The organism is Hymenobacter sp. R533113, from assembly GCF_056835965.1.
This window is the reverse complement of record NZ_JAKWBD010000013.1, coordinates 845,626-864,831: the sequence shown is the minus strand read 5'-3', so window position 1 is coordinate 864,831 and position 19,206 is coordinate 845,626. Positions and strand designations below refer to the sequence as shown.

The window sequence follows — 19,206 nt, the reverse complement described above, 5'->3', positions numbered from 1 at the left end:
GGCCGTGGGGGCCTTTCTTGCTTAACTACCGCTACGAAAGGAGCGGCGCGGTAGGACGACTCGGGGAAGTAGGCCGACGGTTGTAGTCGGGTTCCCAGTCGTTGATAGGGCGCGTGATGCCGGGGGGCAAATCCAGATCGGGTAGGCCGTCATCGAGGGGCTCGCCGCCCTCATCATCATTGTCGGGGGAGGGCGGCCGCTGGAACCGACGCCGGGGCACGACCATGAAATAGGCGAGGATGGCAAGAACCACGAGCGTATAAACAAGGCTGATCATGGCGGGTAAAGACTGGAGTTCAACGCGGTAAGAATATCATAGGCTCCGATATAGTTAACGGGGCCGGGGGTGGAGTTGTTTTCGGACGCCACAATTTTTCCGGGCCGGTTAGAGCCTTCTCTAAGTTACAGAGTTTTTAACGGAAAGTAAAGGCCAGGCCGCATCGGTAGGAAGTGTAAAGCACCGGTTGTAGCTTTGCAGCGAAGTTTAGGGGTGCCCCACCAACTTAACCGGTCATGTTGCCGGCAGCGGGGCTGAGATTATACCCATTGAACCTGATCCGGGTAATGCCGGCGAAGGGAACAAACGGTCCACGAACGTAAAAACCGGTCCTCCGACCCCTGGAGAGCGGTTCGTTCCACTTTTCCATTTTTGTCATTCTTGAAAAAGTACGTATTGACCGGCGTGACGCTCTTGGCGCTAACCGGCGCGGCATGGGCGCAGGGCCCCGTGTCCGGCAGCCTGTTGGCGCCTAACGACGCCACCGGCAACCAGCCCGTACCGGGCGCCACCGTTTACCTCGATGGTCTGGCAGTCGGCGCTACTGCCGCTGATGGCTCCTTTCAGCTGCCGGCCGTGCCAACCGGCTCCCACACGCTGCGATTCACCGCCATTGGCTTCAGCCCGGCTACGGTAAGAATAACAGGGCAGGCGGAGCCCCAACAGGTGCCGTCCGTGGCCCTGCAAACGGCCAGTAGCCTCACTTCGGAAGTACTCGTCACGGCCTCCCGCGCCAATGACCGCACGGCCACGGCTTACTCCAACCTCGACCGCGAAGACCTGGATAAGCGCAACTTCGCCCAGGACTTGCCTTACCTGCTCGACCAGACGCCTTCCGTCGTCGTGACCTCCGACGCGGGGGCGGGCGTGGGCTATACCGACATCCGCATCCGGGGCACGAGCAACACGGGCATCAACATGACCATCAACGGAGTGCCGCTGAACGATCCGGAGTCGCGGGGGGCGTTTTTGGTGAATCTGCCCGATCTGGCCTCGTCGGTGAGCAGCCTGCAGGTGCAGCGTGGCGTGGGCACCAGCCAGAACGGAGGCGCGGCCTTCGGGGCTAGCATCAACATTTCCACCCTCGACGTGCGCCGCGAAGCCTACGCCGAAACCCAGAATGCCTACGGCTCCTTCAACACCTGGAAAAACAACGTGCAGTTTGGTACGGGGCTGCTTGGGGGGCATTTTACTATTGATGGCCGCCTCTCGCGCATTGCCACCGACGGCTATATGAAACGCGCCGAGTCGGATCTGAAATCGTACTACCTGGCGGCTGGCTACCAGGCCAAGAATACGCTGGTGAAGTTCATCACCTTTTCGGGCCGTGAGAAAACCTATCAGGCCTGGAATGGGGTGCCCGAGCCGGCCCTTACCGGCAACCGCGACCTGCTGCAAACCTACGTCGACAACGGGGAGCTCTCGACCGCCGATGCTGAGCGGGTATTGCAGGAAGGCCGCCGCTACAGCTACTACACCTACGACAACCAAACCGATAATTACCAGCAAAACCACTACCAGCTCCATCTTTCTCAGGGCCTGGGCCAGGATTGGAATATCGGGGCGGCCCTGCATCTTACGCGCGGCTTTGGCTACTACGAAAGCTTCCGCGCCAACCGACGGTTTTCGGCTTATAACCTTCCCAACGTAGTGCTGGGCAACCAAACCATTACCCGTACCGACCTGGTTGACCGCAAATGGCTGGATAACTATTTCTACGGCGGCACCTTCGCGCTGAACTACCAGCCCAAGAATAACGATAAGTTTGAGGCGACGCTCGGCGGGGCCGTCAACCGCTTCGACAACGACCACTACGGCGAAATCATCTGGGCGCGATACGCCTCTACCAGCAACATTCGCCAGCGCTACTACTTCAACGAGGCCACCAAATCGGACTACAACACCTACGCCCGCGCCACCTGGCAGGTGCTGCCCCGGCTCGGCGTGTACGGCGACTTGCAGCTGCGCCGCATCGACTACGCTATTAATGGGGTGGAAGACGACCAGAACGACGTTACTACCCGCGCCGACTATACTTTTTTCAACCCTAAAGCCGGCGCTACTTTCTCTCTGGCTGAAGGGCAGAAGCTTTACGCCAGCTTCGCCGTGGGCCAGCGCGAACCCGTGCGCGCCGACTTCACCGACCGTCCCGCCGGCGACCAAAGCGCCAAAGCCGAGCGCCTCGAAGACTTCGAAGCCGGCTACCGCCTCAATCTGTCAGACCTCCAGCTGCTCACGCCGCGCACCGACCTGCGCTTCGAGGCTAACTACTTCTACATGAACTACCGCAACCAGCTGGTAGCCACCGGCCAGCTGAACGACGTAGGCACGGCCCTGCGCACGAACGTAGCCCGAAGCTACCGCACCGGCGTAGAACTGACTGGCTTTGTATCGGCTGATGATAAAATCAGCTTGAGCAGCACGCTTACCCTCAGCCGCAACCGCATTCTGGATTACCGCGACGTTTCCTACGACGAGGAGTTCACCCCCGTAGTTGCCGCGGAAGGACGTACCACCACTATTTCTTATTCGCCATCCGCCGTGTCGGCCCACACGCTGGAGGGCCAGCCGCTGCCAGGCTTGCGCCTCGCCTTGCTCTACAAAACCGTGAGCCGCCAGTACCTCGACAACTCTGCCAGCGAGGCCCGGAGCATTCAGCCCTACCAAGTGCTCGATTTCCGGGCGCGCTACACTATTCGTCCCACGTTTATGAAGGAAATCGAGCTGGCACTGCTGGTAAATAACCTGCTCAACCGCGAGTACGTGGCCAACGGCTACACCTACGGCTACATTGGCGCCAGCGGGCAGCAGGAAACCTTCAACTGGTATTACCCGCAGGCTACCCGCAACTTCCTGGTTTCGGTGGGGCTTAAGTTCTGAATCGCGGATTTTACCGATTAGTCGGATTTATCGGATTTTGGTGACGATTACTTTGTATTAAACACGCCGCTTCTATTAAGCAAAAAAGCCCCCCAGAACTATTCTGGGGGGCTTTTTCATGAGTTATAAATCGTCACCAAAATCCGATAAATCCGACTAATCGGCAAAATCCGCGATTCAAATAATCAGCCGCACACCGCCTAGCTCGGAAATGTGATAGGGAAACTGGTCGCCGGGCGAGCCAATGAACATGAAGTTCTTCGGTATTTCCCACTCCTGCGAGAGCTTATCAATCAGCTCAGGACCAAATTTGCCTTCTAAGGTTACAAAATCAACTTCGATCTGCTCGTAGGCCCGATCCAGTACGTGGATGTCGGTGAGCAAATCCTGCGGGTATGTTTCGCCGGGTCGGAGCAAGGTCACGATTTTTAGCTTGGTCGTAAACTCGTTTTCCACTACGTAAGCCATCACCTTATTAAGGTTTGAAACATTGTCGCCCTTCGTAAAAAACACAAATTCCTGTTGGTGCAATTCCCGCATCATATGCCGTAGCTTGAGGCGAAGGAGCCGCGAAAAGCGAGGCGATTGCTCAGCAAACGAGTTGGCGGCGGCCAAAATCAGATTCAGAATGCCGATGCGGTTCAGCATGACGTAAATCACCACCATGGCCGGCAGGAAGTACTGCAGAAATACAATAAGGTAGTCGGGGTGAATTTTGATATTGCCGTACAAGGCTAACAAAATGCTGATCAGCGCCAAAGTCACGGTAAATATGCCCGCATATACCGGCCGCGGTAGTTTGGGTCGCTTCCGCTTGAGCAGAAAGTTGCCCAGCGCAAAAAATGCCATTACGGCCAAAAACGAAATGGTATACACGCCCGACAGTGGCCCCAACTGACCATTTGTGATCAGCAGCACCGATACGCACAGCAGGAAGAAGGTGATAAGAATGATATAGTTGCTCTTGCGCTTGTTTTCCTTCAGGAAGAATTGGGGCAGAATCCGATCTAAAGCCATGCGCTTCATCAGGCCGCTTACGCCCACAAAGGAGGTGAGCACCGCCCCGCTGAGCACCGCCACCGCGTCTACCGAAATCAGCGTGCCGAGCCAGGCGCCGCCGGTGGTATTGCCCAAATGGGATAACAGCGTTTCGGTATGCTCCCCAACCTCGCCCATGGGTAGGGCCGCTATGGCCAAAAAGGCAATGGCCGGGTTGAAGAAGCTCACCACCAGCCACATATTGCGCAGGGTTTTGCTAAATACGCCCCGAGCCTGCTCCTCTACAAAGTTGGCGGAGCTTTCAAAGCCCGAAATGCCCAGCATAGCCGCGCTAAACCCGAAAAACAACGCATTTGCGACGCTACCGCCTTTTACGGGTAGACTGAAATTGGCGGTTAGCGCCTCAGTACCGTGGGTTGTTAAGTACCAGATGGCACTGCCGACCAGCAAGGTGAGCGAGATAAGGTGCACCAGAAAAATGGCCACCGCCACCTTCGCCGACTCCGAGATGCCCAGAATAGTGAGTACCAGAAACAGCCCCAGCAAGCCCAGCGTAGCCCAGATAATGGGCAGGCCATGCCAGAGCGTGTGCAGATAGTGCATGGCTTCGCTGGCCGAAATAACGGCGGTAGCCATGTAGGAAAGAATCGTCAGGCAGGCCGCCAGCGCCGCGTTGCGCTTACTGGTAGTATTCAACAGCACATTATAGGCACCGCCATTGAGCGGGAGCGCGCCCACCACTTCGCCGTATATCTTCCGAAACAGGAACAGCACGGCGCCCACCATGAGCAGGGCAATCCAGGCGTATTGCCCGGCGTAGGCAATGGCTAACGCCGATACATACAGGCAGGAAGAGGAAATATCATTGCCGCAAATGGCAGTGGCTTCCAATTCATTGAGTTTCTTCTCGTGACTCATAAAACAAGGTAAGGCGGGCTTCAGAAACGACGAACCGCAGCTGGCTTAGCTAAGGAGCAGCTAAGCCGCCGCTGGGGGGCATTTTGGCTAAGGTAGGCGAATAGGAAGCGTCTATCCAACGGGCTTGGATTGATGTCGATACGTTGGGGGGTATTTTTAGGTAGTCATTCGGTCAAAAAACCTCGACTATAAACTCCCGGCCCACCCGCGAACCAAGCACAGGACAAGCCGGTTCTCCTGGTCGAAACCCTTATCTTTGAACTCCTACCCACCCCATTCAAACTTCCGTTATGTCTTCCCAAGCCGACGTTCTCTCGCCCGAATCTAAAGCCCACACCGCCCAAAAAGGCAGCACCAACGCTGCCGGCTTCACCGACTACTTCGACCTCGACGGCCTGCTCACCGAAGAGCACCTGCTCATCCGCCAAAGCATCCGCGACTTTGTGAAGCGCGAGATTTCACCCAGCATCGAGAAGTGGGCCCAGCAGGCGCATTTCCCGTCCGAAATAGTGCGCAAGTTTGGTGAAGTAGGCGCATTTGGCCCCACCATCCCCGTAGAGTACGGCGGCGGCGGCCTCGACTACATCAGCTACGGCCTGATTATGCAGGAAATTGAGCGTGGCGACTCCGGCATGCGCTCCACGGCCTCGGTGCAGGGCTCGTTGGTTATGTTCCCCATTTACCAGTACGGCTCGGAGGAGCAGCGCCAGAAGTTTCTGCCCAAGCTGGCCTCGGGCGAGTGGCTGGGCTGCTTCGGCCTTACGGAGCCCGACCACGGCTCCAACCCCGCCGGCATGATGACCAAGCTGGAAGACAAAGGCGACTACTATCTGCTGAACGGGGCCAAGCTCTGGATTTCCAACTCGCCCGAGTGCCAGGTGGCCGTTGTGTGGGCCAAAAACGAAGACGGCCGCATCAAGGGCGTACTCGTGGAGCGCGGCATGGAAGGCTTCACCACCCCCGAAATTCACAACAAGTGGAGCCTGCGGGCCAGCACTACTGGCGAGCTGGTCTTCGACAACGTGCGCATCCCGAAGGAAAACGTCCTGCCCAACGTGGAAGGACTAAAAGGCCCCCTGAGCTGCCTCGATTCCGCCCGCTTCGGTATTGCCTGGGGGGCAATTGGCGCCGCCATCGACTGCTACGAGTCGGCCCTGAAGTATTCTTTGGAGCGTGAGCAGTTCGGCAAGCCCATAGCCGCCTTCCAGTTGCAGCAGCGCAAGCTGGCCGAAATGATTACCGAAATCACCAAAGCTCAGCTTATGGCCTGGCGCTTAGGTGTTTTGAAAAATGAGGGCAAAGCCACCAGTGCCCAAATCAGCATGGCCAAGCGCAACTCCGTGGACATGGCCCTGCACATCGCCCGCGAAGCCCGCCAGATTCACGGCGGCATGGGCATCACCGGCGAGTACCCCATCATGCGCCACATGATGAACCTGGAATCGGTGATTACTTATGAGGGTACGCATGATATTCACTTGCTTATTACGGGCGCGGATATTACGGGTATTCAGGCGTTTAAGTAGAATAGAAAGAATCAAGTTTACTTCGTGAAGATGCACAAGCTTCTTCACGAAGTAAACTGAAGAAATAGATTTTGCGTCTGCTTAATTAATGTACAGATGGATAAGAGAGGATTGTTCTGGGCTCTTTTTGCGGGTTGGATTTTATTCTGCATTTCCACAATTCACATGATGGTGCCATCAGGCGGAGGTTGTGATGGTGGACTTTGCTTACTAGGATTCTTCTTTGTTCCTATAATGTGGGTCGGTGTTGGAGTGATATTGTTCGTAATCGGATTGATTATAAGCTTGTTTTTACCACGCAAGGCTACAAATAATACAAAGCCGCCAATCATAAACAAAGCACCATAGCATCTTCAGTAGAGTTTTGGACTGCGAAAACCAAAGAATTAGTACTTGACTGCGTGATCAATTTCAATCTTTACAGCGTCCGCATACATTAACACAAAAACTTAGTTCTTAATCATGGCCGCGCAACCGCTCCATTATTTAACCGACGAAACCGGCAAGCCCGAGGCCGTAGTCATTCCTATTGCCCGTTGGAAGGAGTTGGAGGCGTATTACGAACAGTTGCGTGGCCGCGAACGAGTGTTAGAGGGAATGCAAGACGCTTTGCGTGAAGTATCTGACATAGAGGCTGGTAAGCAGGAGGGTGAGGACTTAGACGATTTTTTGAACTCGCTATAAGTCTGGGATGCCGGTTCGTATTATCATCACGGCGAACTCCAAGCGCGAAGCCAAGCCGCTACTAAAAAAGTATCGTTCGCTGAAAAATGAGTTGGCCGCCCTTGGGACAGAGTTAACACGTAATCCTGGTTATGGGGAACCGCTGGGATCAGATTGCTACAAAATTCGCGTAGCCATTGCCAGTAAGCAGCGCGGTAAAAGTGGTGGCGCCCGCGTTATTTCTTACCGCCGCGTGGTAGATGCGCAGACAGCAAACGAATCGGTATTTCTGTTGACGATTTACGATAAATCGGAAGTGGCTTCTATTGGCCGCGAGCAAATTCAGCAGCTTGTTGCCAAAACCGATTCCGAGTAGCACAACTGCTAATCAGACCTATATTAGCCCATCTTTTACACGTTATTCTCCTCGCCTGCTGCTATGGCTGCCTCCTCTTCGCCCTTAGTGCTACTCGAATGCCTTATTGCCGGCACTTCACACCGCGAGGGCCTGAAGGCCTACGAGCCAAACCTGCAACTAGGCCAGGACCTGACGGTAGCCCGCGAAGCCGACAGCGCCTACGATGATTGGGCCGTGCGCGTGTACACGGCCGGCGCTGAGCCGATGTGGCTGGGCTACCTGCCGGAAGGGCGCAACGAAACCGTGGCCCGTTTGCTCGATGCTGGATTTAAGTTGGCTGGCCGCCTTACCCATAAAGCCTGGGAAGATGACTGGCTGTATTTGGAAATGGACGTGCTGCTGGTAAGTGAGTAGGGAGGTCTAAGGCCCTATTCGAGAGTAGCTAAACTGGTTGTTGGCCGCGCGAATCAGCTCACTGATTTCACCGATGCTATTAGCTTCAGCAGCTTCAATCACCTGTTTAAGTGGTGTTAGATTAAAGTTCATCGCAAAAAAGCCCCCCAGCATACTGGGGGGCTTTTTTGCGTTTGTTTAGTGGCTTCGTTAGCTCATATTACAAACGCCTAGGTATTTCTACCAACGGCTGAGGTCGGCGGCCTGCTGATTTTGTCGTCGGCTGCCGTGGGCTTTACTTCTTCTCCAAGTAATAAATCGTTTGACTGAAAACGGTGTTGCCACCGGCGGCAACATCGCTGGGCGCTACGCTGACGATGCGCCAGCCCTGGCCCTGGTATTGATTGAGCACGAGCAAGGTAGCTTTGTGCACTTCCGTCATGTTACCGGCCATCTGCTTCGCGCTGAAACGACTGAACTCTAGCTCCTTTACTTCTTGCTTGCCATCGGGCTGAATAGTGACGATGCTGGCCTGCGCATCAAACCCCAGCGACACGCGACTGATAATCATCATGTAGCCGGTGCCGTCGGCTTTGGCAGGATGGAAGGTGAGCCCCAGGCTCAACAGCAAAATGAATAGGACTAGGCGACGTAGCATAACGATTGGAAAAGGGGAGAGAAAGAGGAGTAGCAGGGAAAGATAAGGGCTGGGAAGAATATATAGAAATACTACAACGCCCCTCACCGCAACTCCTCAAACGCGTACTGTGCGTCATTCCAAAACGCATCCAGCGCTATCAGGCGAGGTTTAAAAAAGAAATCAGCTGGGGCCAGTCGTCGCGGCTGAACAGGTTGACGGGCTGCAGCTCCTGGTAAATGCGGCTGATGGCTTGGCCGTTGGCATTCTGAGCTTCCAACCTCCAGATCCAGGCTTCACCCAACGTTTCCTCCAGCATCGTTTTCAACTGCTCTAACTGCTCGAAAAACAGCTGCCGAATTTCTGGGTCGGAATGGGTAAGCTCGATGCCAATGCGGGCGTGGCGGTTGTCGGCGTGCAGGCGGAAAGACAGATTTTTATAACCTGTCTTATAGTTGATCCAGTTGGTAGGTACACCCTCCGCTGAGGGTACCGGGGCCATGTATTGGCCAAACGTGGTCCAGAAGGCTTGACGTAGTTGGACTACTTCTGCTTTACTATACATTCGCTAGATGCGCTTTGTGCGTGTTCGGGAGTTCTTACTACGCAATACTAAGTACAGCGGCTTATTGGTTTTGTGGCGCTGTAAACCAGAACTTAGTAGAGCCTTTGTTACTATTGGTCCCTTGAGGCAAAACTTGGAGAAGCTTTATAGCAAGATTTGCCCCCAATCTCAATTCCTGTTACTGAAAGCCTATGCACGTTCCTATATTTTCGGATGTAATCATTATCCTGCTGCTCTCGGTGGGGGTAATTCTGGTGGTTAATAAGCTACGCCTGCCCTCCATCGTAGGGTTTCTGGTCACGGGTATTGTAGCAGGCCCGTCGGCGCTCCGGCTGGTGAAGGCCCAGGATGATGTGGATATGCTGGCCGAGCTGGGTGTGATTCTGCTCATGTTTACCATTGGCCTGGAGTTCTCGCTTTCCAGCCTGTCCCGCCTGAAGCGAGCCGTATTTCTGGGGGGCACTTTGCAGGTCGGCCTGGCTATTGGCGCCACTTATCTGCTGGCTATCAGCTTCGATTTCTCCACCCCGGAGGCCATCTTTTTGGGGTTTTTACTCTCCTTGAGCAGCACGGCCATTGTGCTCAAGCTGTTGCAAGACCGCCTCGAAATGGAGTCGCCACACGGGCAAGTCACGCTGGCCATCCTCATCTTTCAGGACTTGATTGTGGTGCCCATGATGCTGCTCACGCCCATGCTGGCCGGCAAAGGCGTCGGCAATCCGTGGGCTGATCTGGGCATCCTGGGGGGCAAAATCATTGGGGTATTGGCGCTGGTGTGGTTTGGGGCGCGCTACATTATGCCGCGTCTGCTATTTATAGTAGCCCAAACGCGTAGCCGCGAGCTATTTCTGCTCACCACCATTGGCACCTGCCTGGGCGTTGCCTGGCTGACTTCTACCGTGGGGCTTTCGCTCGCACTGGGAGCCTTTTTGGCCGGCCTTATCATTTCCGAGTCGGAGTACAGCTACGAGGCGGTGAGCAATATTCTGCCCTTCCGCGAAATATTCGCCAGCTTCTTTTTCGTCTCCATCGGTATGCTGCTGGATGTCCGGTTCTTCCTGAACAATCCCATAACTATTTTGCTGATTACCCTGGCCGTAATGGCGGTTAAGCTGCTGCTCACCGTGGGGGCGGCATTGGCGCTGCGCCTGCCTATGCGCTCGGTGCTGCTCGTGGGATTAGCCTTGTGTCAGGTCGGGGAATTCGCCTTTATTCTTTCCAAAGTTGGCTTAGAGGCCGGCATTATGCAGGAGCGGCAGTACCAGTATTTCCTGGCCGTTTCTATCCTGACGATGAGCCTGACACCTTTGGTGATGCTTGGCGCCGAGCCATTTACAACTTTTCTGCTGCGCCTTCAGCTTTTCAAAACATTGGACCAGGGCTTACGCACGCAAACCGACCAATTGCCCCCCGAGCAGGAAAAAACCCTGAACGACCATTTGGTGGTGATGGGCTATGGGTTCAACGGGCGCAACCTCGTAAAAGCAGCCAAATATGCCAAGGTGCCTTATGTAATTATCGAGACGAACCCCATTACCGTGCGCCAGGAGCGGGAGCGGGGCGAGCCTATTTTGTACGGTGATGCCTCGCAGGAACATGTGTTGGAGCAGGCCCAAGTAGAGCACGCCCGCGTAATGGTAGTCGCTATTTCGGACCCGGCCAGCAGCCGCCGCATTGTGGTGGCGTTGCGCAAGATGAATCCGAACTCCTGCATTTTTGTGCGTACTCGCTACATCCACGAAATGGAGGAGCTATACCGCTTAGGAGCCACCGAAGTAATTCCCGAAGAGCTGGAAGCATCCATCGAAATCTTCTCGCGGGTGCTGGCCAAATACTTAGTGCCAATGCCCGAAATCGACAAACTTATCAGTGAGCTACGCGCTGGCCGCTATGATATGTTGCGCCGCCGCTCCCTTACTGAAGGCGAGTGGTCGTCTATGCATGTTTCCCTTGCTGATGCAGAAATGTCAACTTTTCAGGTGTCGCCTGAAGGAGAGCTAGTTGGCAAAACCTTATCCGAAACTGAAGTGCGCCAGCGGTTTGGTATTAGCTTGCTTGCCATTCGCCGTGGGGGGCAAATGTTGTATGAAATGACCGGCGACACGGTCATTAAGCCTAATGATACACTTTACATCTTCGGCCCGCCGGAACGCGTGCAGGAGTTTGCCCGTAGCGCCGATTAGGTGACTCTGCAAGCCCAGGTGGTCATGCAGAGCGGAGGAAAGGATCTTTTGTGTCTTGTTTACAATAGTAGGACTTACGCACTTGCGGGGAGCAGGGCAGGAATGAGGGGCTTGGCGAGCAGCTGGCTCAAGTAGGGAGCCCATTGGTGCTGGTGGGCCTGATAAATCGTTTGGGCCGTTGATCGGGCAAACTCGCGCAGGGACACCCACGCCAGGTAGCAGCAGGCCAGATGGTTGCGCTGGGCCTGGGCACGGCGGCACTGGCATTTCTCGGCCCCGGTCAGCTGCTTGAAGCTGCGGTGAAACTCTTCCACCTGCCAGCGGGTGCGGGTGGTGGCCTCGACCAGCGGTTGGGTAAGCGTAAAGGCGAAGTTGTTGGTCACGACCCATTCAATGTCGCCGTTTGGGGCGACCAGCCGGAACAAGCGCACCGCAAACGGCACCTTCTGCAAGCGTACTTCCAAGCCGGTGCTCCACCCACCCGGCGGCGGGGCTACGTCGGCCAGGGACTGGTAGCCCCCCTCTTTGCTGGCACTCACTAACCGGTTGCTTTTCAGGGTCGTGAAAAACGTCCAACCGGCCCGCTGAATCAGCTTCAGGTTGTCGCTGCCGCTGTACCAGGCATCGAACAGGAGCGTGCGGGCCTGAATTTTATTTTCCGCCACGACGTGGGCGAACATGGCCTGGAAATGCTCGTTTTTGGTCAGGCCATCCAGCTCCGGGGCATAGACGCGGTAGTCCAGGGGCAGAAAATCCCCGGCCTGTCCGCTGCTGTGGACCAGGTTAACCAGGCAGATGCCGGTGACCAGGCCATGTTCGTTGCCCGAATACTGGCGTTTGGCTACTTCAATGAAGCGACTGTAGCGCTTGTCCTGCACGCTATCATCGACCAGCAAAAAGGCCTCCGGCGAGTCGTGGAGCAAGGGCAAGACCAACTCGCGCAACTGCGTGGGCGAAAACGAGCTGCGGCGCAGAAATCGGTTCACTTGATCGTGGCTCACCTGCGACAGGTGCTCGGCCAAGTGCGTACACGTATAATTGCGGGGCGTACTAAGCAGGTACTCGATGTAAGTCGCTTGCGTCACCATAAAGCCAGGCTTTTTCTCAAGTTACTACTAAGTGCGTAAGTCCTAAATAGAAAAAGAACGTCATGCAGAGCGCAGCGAAACATCTCGCCAGCGGTAGTAGGATTACTAATCTTGGGTCAGCACGCGAGATGCTTCGCTGCGCTCTGCATGACGTTCATCTGTAGGAAGTTTACCTGTATTGCTAATATAATTAGTCATACAGGTAAACTAAATATTTTTACTAAAACGGGAAGCATTTTGCCCCCAAAGTGTTACCTTTATTCAACGCCAAACCTATTATTCCGTTATGCGCGAAGCATTTCTCACTGGTGAAAACGACCACATGGATCCTTCCGAGAAGGAGATTGACAAGGCCCTGCGGCCGCTCAGCTTCTCCGATTTTACGGGTCAGGATAAAATCGTCGAGAACCTGAAAATATTCGTCGCTGCTGCTCGGCGGCGCGGCGAAGCTCTCGACCACGTACTCCTGCACGGCCCTCCCGGCTTGGGCAAAACTACGTTGTCGCACATTATTGCGGCCGAGTTGGAAGCGGGTATCAAAATGACCAGCGGCCCGGTGCTTGACAAGCCTTCTGACCTTGCTGGTCTGCTTACCAATCTGGAGACCAACGACGTACTCTTCATCGACGAAATACACCGCCTCAACCCGGTGGTTGAGGAGTATCTGTACTCGGCTATGGAGGACTACCGCATCGACATTATGCTCGATTCGGGTCCGAATGCGCGCTCGGTGCAGATTTCTCTGTCGCCGTTTACCCTTATTGGGGCTACTACGCGCTCCGGCTTGCTGACCTCGCCGTTACGAGCTCGTTTTGGTATCAATGCTCGCTTGGAGTATTACGACTCCGCCTTGCTGACCAGCATTGTGAAGCGCTCAGCCGAGATTTTGCAAACGCCTATCCACGATGATGCGGCCTTCGAAATTGCCCGCCGCTCACGCGGTACACCACGTATCGCCAACAACCTGCTGCGCCGTACCCGCGACTTTGCCCAGATTAAAGGCACCGGCACCATCACCGTTGACATCGCTCAATTTGCCCTGAACGCCCTTGACGTAGACCAAAACGGCCTCGACGAAATGGACGTGCGCATCCTGACAACTATCATCGATAAGTTTAAGGGTGGACCGGTAGGCTTGAGCACCATTGCTACGGCTTGCTCCGAGGAGTCGGAGACGATTGAGGAAGTGTACGAGCCGTTCCTGATTCAGGAAGGCTACCTCAAGCGCACTTCGCGGGGCCGCGAGGCTACGGAAGCTGCTTATCGCCACTTGGGTAAGCTGATGCCTCAGCACCTGCGTGGCAATTCGCCCGGCGACTTATTTGGGGAGCAGCCAGTTTAGTAAGTAGCTTCTTACTTGATTCGACTACTGCATGGAACGCACCGCCCACGGCGGTGCGTTCCTTTTTCACCCGTACTTTACCGCAGAAAGGCAACTTCTACCTTGTGTGTCAGTGGGCGCTAAGTTGCTGCCTCATCCTGCCAAATAGCCGTTAGAAACGGTTTTTTCAGTAAACTTTGTGACTGTCGACGAATCCATTCAAAGCCGTAATACCTCCTTTATCAAGCGCCGGGCGGCGGAGCTGGGCTTTATGTATTGCGGTATCTCGAAGGCGGAGTTTCTGGAAGAAGATGCCCCCCGCCTCGAAAACTGGCTCAACCGCCAGATGCACGGGCAGATGGGCTACATGGCCAACCACTTCGATAAGCGCCTCGATCCGCGCCTGTTGGTAGATGGGGCCAAATCAGTTATTTCGCTGCTGCTCAACTATTACCCCGCCGAGGAAGACCAGCAGCCCGCCGATACCTTACAGATAAGCAAGTACGCCTACGGCCGCGATTATCACTTCGTCATCAAGGACAAGCTCAAAACGCTGCTGGCCGATATTCAGCAGGAAATAGGGGAGGTGGGCGGCCGCGTATTTGTCGATTCGGCGCCGGTGATGGATAAGGTGTGGGCCAAGAAAAGCGGCCTGGGCTGGGTGGGCAAGAATTCCAACCTTATTACGCCCGGTGTAGGCAGCTTTTACTTCATAGCTGAGCTGATCGTTGATCTGGATTTAGCCCCCGACGGCCCCATCAAAGACTATTGTGGCACCTGTCGCAAGTGCATGGACGCCTGCCCCACCGACGCCATTTCAGAGCCTTATGTGGTGGATGGCAGCAAGTGCATCAGTTACTTCACGATTGAGCTGAAGGATCAGGTTCCAACGGAGGTGGGGGGCAAATTAGGCAACTGGGTGTTTGGCTGCGACATCTGCCAAGACGTGTGCCCGTGGAACCGCTTCGCCAAGCCCCACCAGGAGCCGCAATTCAAGCCGCATCCGCAGCTCAAAGAAATGAGCACCAATGATTGGCAGGAGATTACCCACGAGCTGTTTACGGAGCTGTTCAGGCAGTCGGCGGTGAAGCGTACGGGCTATGCTGGCCTCACGCGCACAATTCAGTTTGTAACGGAGCCGCAAACCGATTTCCTCTACAAGGAAAAAGCCCCCAGCGAGGAGGCCTGAGTGGCTGCTCGCTGGGGGCTTTTTCTTGGTACTGCTTACTGTACTCTAAGCGGCTTGGGCAAAAACGCGGTTGAGAATGCGTTGGTAAATGCTCGCGAATTGCTCGTAGCACCAGGTTTTTAGCTGGGTGAGCTCTTCTGGTACGAGCATGCGGAGCGCTTTCCGTAGCTCCTTCTCAAATAGAATTTTGTCGAAGCTCACCTTGAGCAGAATGGTTTTTGCATATTCCAACATTGTAATGAATAGTAAGTAAGGTGGGTGGTAAAGGGTGGTGTATGGGGGGATAATTGTATACGAAAGCCCACATAAAAAGGCTTCCTCCAAGGAGCAAAGCGGTACCTTTTTTCCGAAAGTGTGCAACTCTTTAACAGGATAGTCTCAAAGATAGCTTCAGCCCTCTATGGGGCGCAAGCTCAAGAACAAAAAAAGAACGACCTAAGTCGTTCTCTTGTTGCTTTTTACGTGTTAAATCTACGTTAATAAGCACCTGTATATTTAATACGTAAAAAGACTGACCAATGTAGCCGCCGTGCTGGCTGGCACCGGCTCATCGAAGGCTTCGGCCACTTTCGCCACGGCTACTACGGTGTTCAGGGGTGCCTGATCGAAGGGTACTTGCTTGAGGCCAGCCATAAATTGGTTGACCAAGTCTTCGCCCGCGTATACGGCGTCGGTTTTGCCGGGCACCGCAATGCTGGTGTCGCTGGCGCTCACCCAGTTCTTGACATTTGCCCCCCGCGCCCGCCGCATCGTGCGGATTTGTGACGCGTGCCGCGCCTCTACCGAGTGAATGCGCAAGGCCGCTTCCAGCAATGAATTATCGGTTTGTAAGAACCCTGCTTGCCCTTTGTAAGCTCGTACGCCGGCATCTTCCAGGGTTTGGGCTACTTGCAGAAACGTGTCGAAGTTGGTGAATACATCAGCGAATAAGGCGGGTTGAGTGCCATTCTTGCTGCCCGTAAAGTCGAACCGGGGCTTGGCGGGCAGCGTGCCGCCCGATGCCAGAATAACGCGCTCCAGAAACCGCACATGTAGCTGCTCGTGCAAACGTATGGTTGAGATGGCTGGGCGGGTGCCAGCTGGAAAGAAGTTGGCAGGTACGCTGGGGGCGTTTGGCCCTTCGCCCAGAGCGCGGCCATAAAACTCGCTTTCTAAGTATTCCAGCGTGAGCGCAAGGTTCAAGGAATCGAGGATGGTACGGATGTCGCGGGCCTGGGCTGGCATTATGGCGGTGCCAAGTGCCAGGGGCAACGCTGCCAGCGCCGCCTTGCGACCCAATTGGCTAAGGGGAGCAAAAGCGGCCCGACGCGAGCTAAGCTGGTCGTATAGCGTAGGATCTGTGTCGGCCAGATCGGCGAGGAGTTTAAGAATATTCATGGCGCGGGAGTAACCGAAGAAGCTTAGCCGGGCAGGCTGGCCGCCGAGATAGTGATGTTGAGAAAAGTGTTCACCACGGCTAGGACTTGAGCCGGCGTTTTGGCCGCGTCAAGGCCGTCGAAGTCGCCGCCATCGTTGGCTACTACATCGGCGGCTGCGAATGAATTAGGCAGCAGCAACTCACGGACCAGTGCCGCATGGCGCGCTTCCACGGAAACTATTTTGCCCGCCAGACCCAGATAAACCGGATCAGTGAAAAGCTTGCCGGCACCGTTGTAAGCAGCTACCCCCAAGTCCTCCAACGTTCGCGCCGCCGTGAGCACACCCGCGCGCGTGGTGAGCGTAAAGGAGGAGAAGTCAAACATAGCCGCGCCGATGGCGTTCGTGCCCAGCGCAAACTTGAAGAATTCGCGGTGAATGACTTCGTGGTCGCGCATGTCGGTGAGGTAAGTCAACTCGGCGGCCGACATATCAGCGGGCGGCGCGGCTACCACTTTATCGTAAAAAGCGGCCTCCAGCTGCTCCAGCAAATAAGCATAATTGAGCAGGCCAGTGTCGCCGGTGCCGAGGGTAAACATCTGCTCGGGCGTAACCTCCGGCGTTTCATCATCTTTCGCGCAGCCCGCCAATACCAACGCCGACGAAGCGGCCGTAGCGCCGGCTACTTTGAAAAAAGTGCGTCGCCGCACCGGTCGCGCCGAAAGCAGGCGAGAGAAAGAGGTAGAATTCATATGCATATAAGCGGAGAAATTAATCCAAAAAGCCCCCCAGAAGCAAAAGCGGGCGCAACACAAGCAAAGATAGCCCGATAAGCCAACGCAGGTTATAAATATGAGCCTATGAAGCAGCAAAGTGTTGCATGGTTGAGCTAAAAAACAAAAAAGGACGGCCTATAGGCCGTCCTTTTTAAGGCAATAACTGAAAGCAGCGATTAAATGAACGTGCTGCCAGTAATAACAAACGTACGAGCGATATCCGATACTACTGGTACGGGTAGTGCTTCGTCGAAAGCTTCCGAAAAAGCCGCCGCTGGGAAGTTCAATGAAGCCAAAGCTGTCTGCAGATTCACACCACCTTGTGTCACGTTGTCCTCAGCAGGGAAAGTGATGACAGCAGGCGTATAGGCGGGCGCAACGCCCATAGCGTATACCGGAGCCGTTTGGGCTGGCGCTGGTCCACCACCATCGGTACCGGATATCCAGCTTTTTGGCGAAGCGCTACGGTCGGTGCCGGCAGCAGCCGTTTGCGAAGCCGCATTGTTCATGGCACCAGCACGACGCATCGTACGGATACGCGAGGCGTGACGAGCTTCTACCGAGTGGATGTTCAACGCAGCGGTCAGCACGTCTTTGTTGCTGGCCAGGTAAGGAGCACCGCCTTTGTAGGCACGTACACCCGTATCTTCCAGCGCCTGAGCTACGGCCAGAAAGGTAGCAGGCGAAGTAAACACCGTGGCAAAAGGACCAGGCGTACCACCTTTGCCACCAGTGAAGTCGAAGGTGTTAGCTGCAGGCTCAGCAATGGCGTTGGTGCTTAGGGCCGAGCGGAGGTAGGCAACGTGAGCCGTTTCGTCGTTACGAATTTTGTCTAGAGCCGCCAGGTTAGTGGCGCTGAAGCCAGCGCGCAATGCTGTTTGAGCAGCCGTAGCCGTAGCGCCCATTGCACCTAAGCCTTGGTTGTAAAAGGCTGCCTCCAGATATTCCAGCTTCAAAGCGAAGTTGAGAACATCATTTACGCCGGGGGCCATACTGGTTTGTGCATAGGCCTTGTTCAGGACGGCACCGAAGGCCATCGGAACCGCGGCGGCAGCCAGGGTTTTGCCCATGCCGCTCATGTGCTTGAAAATGCTGCGGCGGGAGTCAAGACGATCGTAAACCTCGGGGTCTACTTTCTCGATTTCAGAAATTATTTGGAAGATGTTCATAACTACAAGTCAATGATTGAGTGGGGGTGAAGACGACAAGCAACCTGCTTTAGACAATGCCGGAAACATTCAGCTTAGAGCCTTCAGCCAGGAACGTATTAGCCGCAGCTACAACCTCCGTTGGGGTCTTAGAAATTTCTAGGCCACTGGCGTTAATCACGTCAGTTCCAACGAAGTTGCCTTCCTGTAGCAAGTCGCGGATAACGGCAGCGTGACGAGCCTCTACCGACACGATTTTGCCGGCCAGCAGCAAGTACAGTGGGCCGTTGCCGGTAGTAGAAATAAAGCGGCCAGCACCATTGTAAGCCGATACGCCCAAGTCCTCAAATGCCTTAGCGGCACCTAATACGCTTGCGCGGTCATTGAAATTGATAGCACCAAAATTGGGATCAAGGTTCTTAATCGGCGTAGCTCCAGCACCCGTAATTGCAGCCTTAAAGAACTCGCGGTGAATAACCTCGTGATAATAAAGGTCGTCCAGAATCTGACGCTCGGCGCTGGTAGCATTCAGGCCGGTATAGTAAGTGCCGGTTCGCAGCTGCGTATAGAAAGCGGCTTCAAGCTGCTCCAGAGCGTAAGCGTAGTTCAATACACCTACATCACCACTACCCACATTAACTAGGGTAGCGCCGGGTGTCGTGGGTGGTGTAGGCGGCGTGGGGTCTGCAAATACATCGTCGTCATCGCAACCCGACAGAAGGAGGGCCGTGGCGCCAGCCGTAGCGCCGGCGTACATGAAGAAAGAGCGACGCTTGATGGGCACGTAGAGCGGCTTATCAAAGCCAGTATCGTCTCCGCCTGCTTTGGTGATTTTGGACATGAGAAAAAAATTAGGGTGAATATAGAAAAGGTAAGGCAATAACTTTTTAGGACGCCTTCGGATGGCGTTTTTGTAATAATCTTAGAAG

Annotated in this window: 19 protein-coding genes and 1 riboswitch; of the genes, 8 read left to right on the top strand and 11 right to left on the bottom strand. The window is 54.9% G+C overall.

Annotation, left to right across the window (positions count from 1 at the left end; genetic code table 11):
* Positions 1 to 31: 31 nt before the first annotated feature.
* Positions 32 to 253 (bottom strand): hypothetical protein, encoded by a 222-nt coding sequence (locus MKZ35_RS12855; RefSeq protein ID WP_482513671.1) that lies wholly within the window; start codon positions 251 to 253, stop codon positions 32 to 34.
* Positions 254 to 476: 223 nt separating this feature from the next.
* Positions 477 to 598, top strand: a riboswitch (TPP riboswitch).
* A 60-nt stretch (positions 599 to 658) separates the two neighbouring features.
* Between MKZ35_RS12855 and MKZ35_RS12850 the strand changes: the two genes are divergently transcribed.
* Positions 659 to 3,157, top strand: a complete 2,499-nt coding sequence (locus tag MKZ35_RS12850) for a TonB-dependent receptor (protein WP_482513670.1) — start codon at positions 659 to 661, stop codon at positions 3,155 to 3,157.
* A 177-nt stretch (positions 3,158 to 3,334) separates the two neighbouring features.
* Here MKZ35_RS12850 and MKZ35_RS12845 read toward each other — a convergent pair whose 3' ends face one another.
* On the bottom strand, positions 3,335 to 5,074 hold the full coding sequence (locus MKZ35_RS12845; protein ID WP_482513669.1) for an APC family permease: 1,740 nt from the start codon (positions 5,072 to 5,074) through the stop codon (positions 3,335 to 3,337).
* Positions 5,075 to 5,364: 290 nt separating this feature from the next.
* Here MKZ35_RS12845 and MKZ35_RS12840 point away from each other — a divergent pair, with 290 nt between their 5' ends.
* The 4 genes from MKZ35_RS12840 to MKZ35_RS12825 all read left to right on the top strand — a co-directional run bounded on the left by MKZ35_RS12840 (position 5,365) and on the right by MKZ35_RS12825 (position 8,035).
* Positions 5,365 to 6,600 carry an acyl-CoA dehydrogenase family protein gene (locus tag MKZ35_RS12840; protein ID WP_482513668.1) on the top strand — a complete coding sequence of 412 codons (1,236 nt, stop codon included), beginning with the start codon at positions 5,365 to 5,367 and terminating at the stop codon, positions 6,598 to 6,600.
* 462 nt (positions 6,601 to 7,062) lie between these two features.
* Positions 7,063 to 7,284: a hypothetical protein gene (locus MKZ35_RS12835; RefSeq protein ID WP_482513667.1), complete on the top strand. Its 222-nt coding sequence runs from the start codon at positions 7,063 to 7,065 to the stop codon at positions 7,282 to 7,284.
* Positions 7,285 to 7,291: 7 nt separating this feature from the next.
* A complete protein-coding gene (locus MKZ35_RS12830) occupies positions 7,292 to 7,639 on the top strand; it encodes a hypothetical protein (RefSeq protein WP_482513666.1) in 348 nt (115 codons plus the stop codon).
* Positions 7,640 to 7,702: 63 nt separating this feature from the next.
* The gene (locus tag MKZ35_RS12825; protein WP_482513665.1) at positions 7,703 to 8,035 is read left to right on the top strand and encodes an HIRAN domain-containing protein; all 333 of its coding nucleotides are present in this window, start codon (positions 7,703 to 7,705) and stop codon (positions 8,033 to 8,035) included.
* 6 nt (positions 8,036 to 8,041) lie between these two features.
* Here MKZ35_RS12825 and MKZ35_RS12820 read toward each other — a convergent pair whose 3' ends face one another.
* The 3 genes from MKZ35_RS12820 to MKZ35_RS12810 form a co-directional block, all read right to left on the bottom strand.
* Positions 8,042 to 8,188, bottom strand: a complete 147-nt coding sequence (locus MKZ35_RS12820; protein ID WP_482513664.1) for a hypothetical protein — start codon at positions 8,186 to 8,188, stop codon at positions 8,042 to 8,044.
* A 121-nt stretch (positions 8,189 to 8,309) separates the two neighbouring features.
* On the bottom strand, positions 8,310 to 8,672 hold the full coding sequence (locus tag MKZ35_RS12815) for a hypothetical protein (protein WP_482513663.1): 363 nt from the start codon (positions 8,670 to 8,672) through the stop codon (positions 8,310 to 8,312).
* Between the two features lie 139 nt (positions 8,673 to 8,811).
* Complete coding sequence (locus MKZ35_RS12810; protein WP_482513662.1) at positions 8,812 to 9,216, bottom strand: DUF4268 domain-containing protein; 405 nt, start codon at positions 9,214 to 9,216, stop codon at positions 8,812 to 8,814.
* 191 nt (positions 9,217 to 9,407) lie between these two features.
* Here MKZ35_RS12810 and MKZ35_RS12805 point away from each other — a divergent pair, with 191 nt between their 5' ends.
* On the top strand, positions 9,408 to 11,399 hold the full coding sequence (locus MKZ35_RS12805) for a monovalent cation:proton antiporter family protein (RefSeq protein ID WP_482513661.1): 1,992 nt from the start codon (positions 9,408 to 9,410) through the stop codon (positions 11,397 to 11,399).
* Positions 11,400 to 11,473: 74 nt separating this feature from the next.
* Here the strand turns inward: MKZ35_RS12805 and MKZ35_RS12800 are convergent, their stop codons facing one another.
* Positions 11,474 to 12,487, bottom strand: coding sequence for an IS701 family transposase (locus MKZ35_RS12800; protein WP_482511450.1), 1,014 nt, complete (start codon positions 12,485 to 12,487; stop codon positions 11,474 to 11,476).
* A 286-nt stretch (positions 12,488 to 12,773) separates the two neighbouring features.
* Between MKZ35_RS12800 and ruvB the strand changes: the two genes are divergently transcribed.
* On the top strand, positions 12,774 to 13,829 hold the full coding sequence (gene ruvB / locus MKZ35_RS12795; protein WP_482513660.1) for a Holliday junction branch migration DNA helicase RuvB: 1,056 nt from the start codon (positions 12,774 to 12,776) through the stop codon (positions 13,827 to 13,829).
* A gap of 178 nt (positions 13,830 to 14,007) precedes the next feature.
* A complete protein-coding gene (queG, locus tag MKZ35_RS12790; protein WP_482513659.1) occupies positions 14,008 to 14,997 on the top strand; it encodes a tRNA epoxyqueuosine(34) reductase QueG in 990 nt (329 codons plus the stop codon).
* A gap of 45 nt (positions 14,998 to 15,042) precedes the next feature.
* Here the strand turns inward: queG and MKZ35_RS12785 are convergent, their stop codons facing one another.
* The 5 genes from MKZ35_RS12785 to MKZ35_RS12765 all read right to left on the bottom strand — a co-directional run bounded on the left by MKZ35_RS12785 (position 15,043) and on the right by MKZ35_RS12765 (position 19,118).
* Entirely contained in the window at positions 15,043 to 15,231 is a 189-nt protein-coding gene (locus tag MKZ35_RS12785; protein ID WP_187309951.1) for a hypothetical protein, read from the bottom strand.
* Positions 15,232 to 15,492: 261 nt separating this feature from the next.
* Positions 15,493 to 16,374 (bottom strand): ferritin-like domain-containing protein, encoded by an 882-nt coding sequence (locus tag MKZ35_RS12780; protein ID WP_482513658.1) that lies wholly within the window; start codon positions 16,372 to 16,374, stop codon positions 15,493 to 15,495.
* A 23-nt stretch (positions 16,375 to 16,397) separates the two neighbouring features.
* A complete protein-coding gene (locus tag MKZ35_RS12775; protein ID WP_482513657.1) occupies positions 16,398 to 17,105 on the bottom strand; it encodes a ferritin-like domain-containing protein in 708 nt (235 codons plus the stop codon).
* Between the two features lie 200 nt (positions 17,106 to 17,305).
* Positions 17,306 to 18,298 (bottom strand): ferritin-like domain-containing protein, encoded by a 993-nt coding sequence (locus tag MKZ35_RS12770; RefSeq protein ID WP_482513656.1) that lies wholly within the window; start codon positions 18,296 to 18,298, stop codon positions 17,306 to 17,308.
* A gap of 49 nt (positions 18,299 to 18,347) precedes the next feature.
* The gene (locus MKZ35_RS12765) at positions 18,348 to 19,118 is read right to left on the bottom strand and encodes a ferritin-like domain-containing protein (protein WP_482513655.1); all 771 of its coding nucleotides are present in this window, start codon (positions 19,116 to 19,118) and stop codon (positions 18,348 to 18,350) included.
* Positions 19,119 to 19,206 lie beyond the last annotated feature (88 nt).

What these genes read in the sequence shown, in the direction of transcription:
- MKZ35_RS12835 (WP_482513667.1), top strand. Translation starts at nt 7,063, where the DNA reads ATGGCCGCGCAACCGCTCCATTATTTAACCGACGAAACCGGCAAGCCC.
- MKZ35_RS12805 (WP_482513661.1), top strand. Translation starts at nt 9,408, where the DNA reads ATGCACGTTCCTATATTTTCGGATGTAATCATTATCCTGCTGCTCTCG.
- MKZ35_RS12830 (WP_482513666.1), top strand. Translation starts at nt 7,292, where the DNA reads ATGCCGGTTCGTATTATCATCACGGCGAACTCCAAGCGCGAAGCCAAG.
- MKZ35_RS12800 (WP_482511450.1), bottom strand. Translation starts at nt 12,487, where the DNA reads ATGGTGACGCAAGCGACTTACATCGAGTACCTGCTTAGTACGCCCCGC.
- ruvB (WP_482513660.1), top strand. Translation starts at nt 12,774, where the DNA reads ATGCGCGAAGCATTTCTCACTGGTGAAAACGACCACATGGATCCTTCC.
- MKZ35_RS12770 (WP_482513656.1), bottom strand. Translation starts at nt 18,298, where the DNA reads ATGAACATCTTCCAAATAATTTCTGAAATCGAGAAAGTAGACCCCGAG.
- MKZ35_RS12845 (WP_482513669.1), bottom strand. Translation starts at nt 5,074, where the DNA reads ATGAGTCACGAGAAGAAACTCAATGAATTGGAAGCCACTGCCATTTGC.
- MKZ35_RS12820 (WP_482513664.1), bottom strand. Translation starts at nt 8,188, where the DNA reads ATGCTGGGGGGCTTTTTTGCGATGAACTTTAATCTAACACCACTTAAA.
- MKZ35_RS12815 (WP_482513663.1), bottom strand. Translation starts at nt 8,672, where the DNA reads ATGCTACGTCGCCTAGTCCTATTCATTTTGCTGTTGAGCCTGGGGCTC.
- MKZ35_RS12825 (WP_482513665.1), top strand. Translation starts at nt 7,703, where the DNA reads ATGGCTGCCTCCTCTTCGCCCTTAGTGCTACTCGAATGCCTTATTGCC.
- MKZ35_RS12840 (WP_482513668.1), top strand. Translation starts at nt 5,365, where the DNA reads ATGTCTTCCCAAGCCGACGTTCTCTCGCCCGAATCTAAAGCCCACACC.
- MKZ35_RS12810 (WP_482513662.1), bottom strand. Translation starts at nt 9,216, where the DNA reads ATGTATAGTAAAGCAGAAGTAGTCCAACTACGTCAAGCCTTCTGGACC.
- MKZ35_RS12775 (WP_482513657.1), bottom strand. Translation starts at nt 17,105, where the DNA reads ATGAATTCTACCTCTTTCTCTCGCCTGCTTTCGGCGCGACCGGTGCGG.
- MKZ35_RS12765 (WP_482513655.1), bottom strand. Translation starts at nt 19,118, where the DNA reads ATGTCCAAAATCACCAAAGCAGGCGGAGACGATACTGGCTTTGATAAG.
- MKZ35_RS12780 (WP_482513658.1), bottom strand. Translation starts at nt 16,374, where the DNA reads ATGAATATTCTTAAACTCCTCGCCGATCTGGCCGACACAGATCCTACG.
- MKZ35_RS12785 (WP_187309951.1), bottom strand. Translation starts at nt 15,231, where the DNA reads ATGTTGGAATATGCAAAAACCATTCTGCTCAAGGTGAGCTTCGACAAA.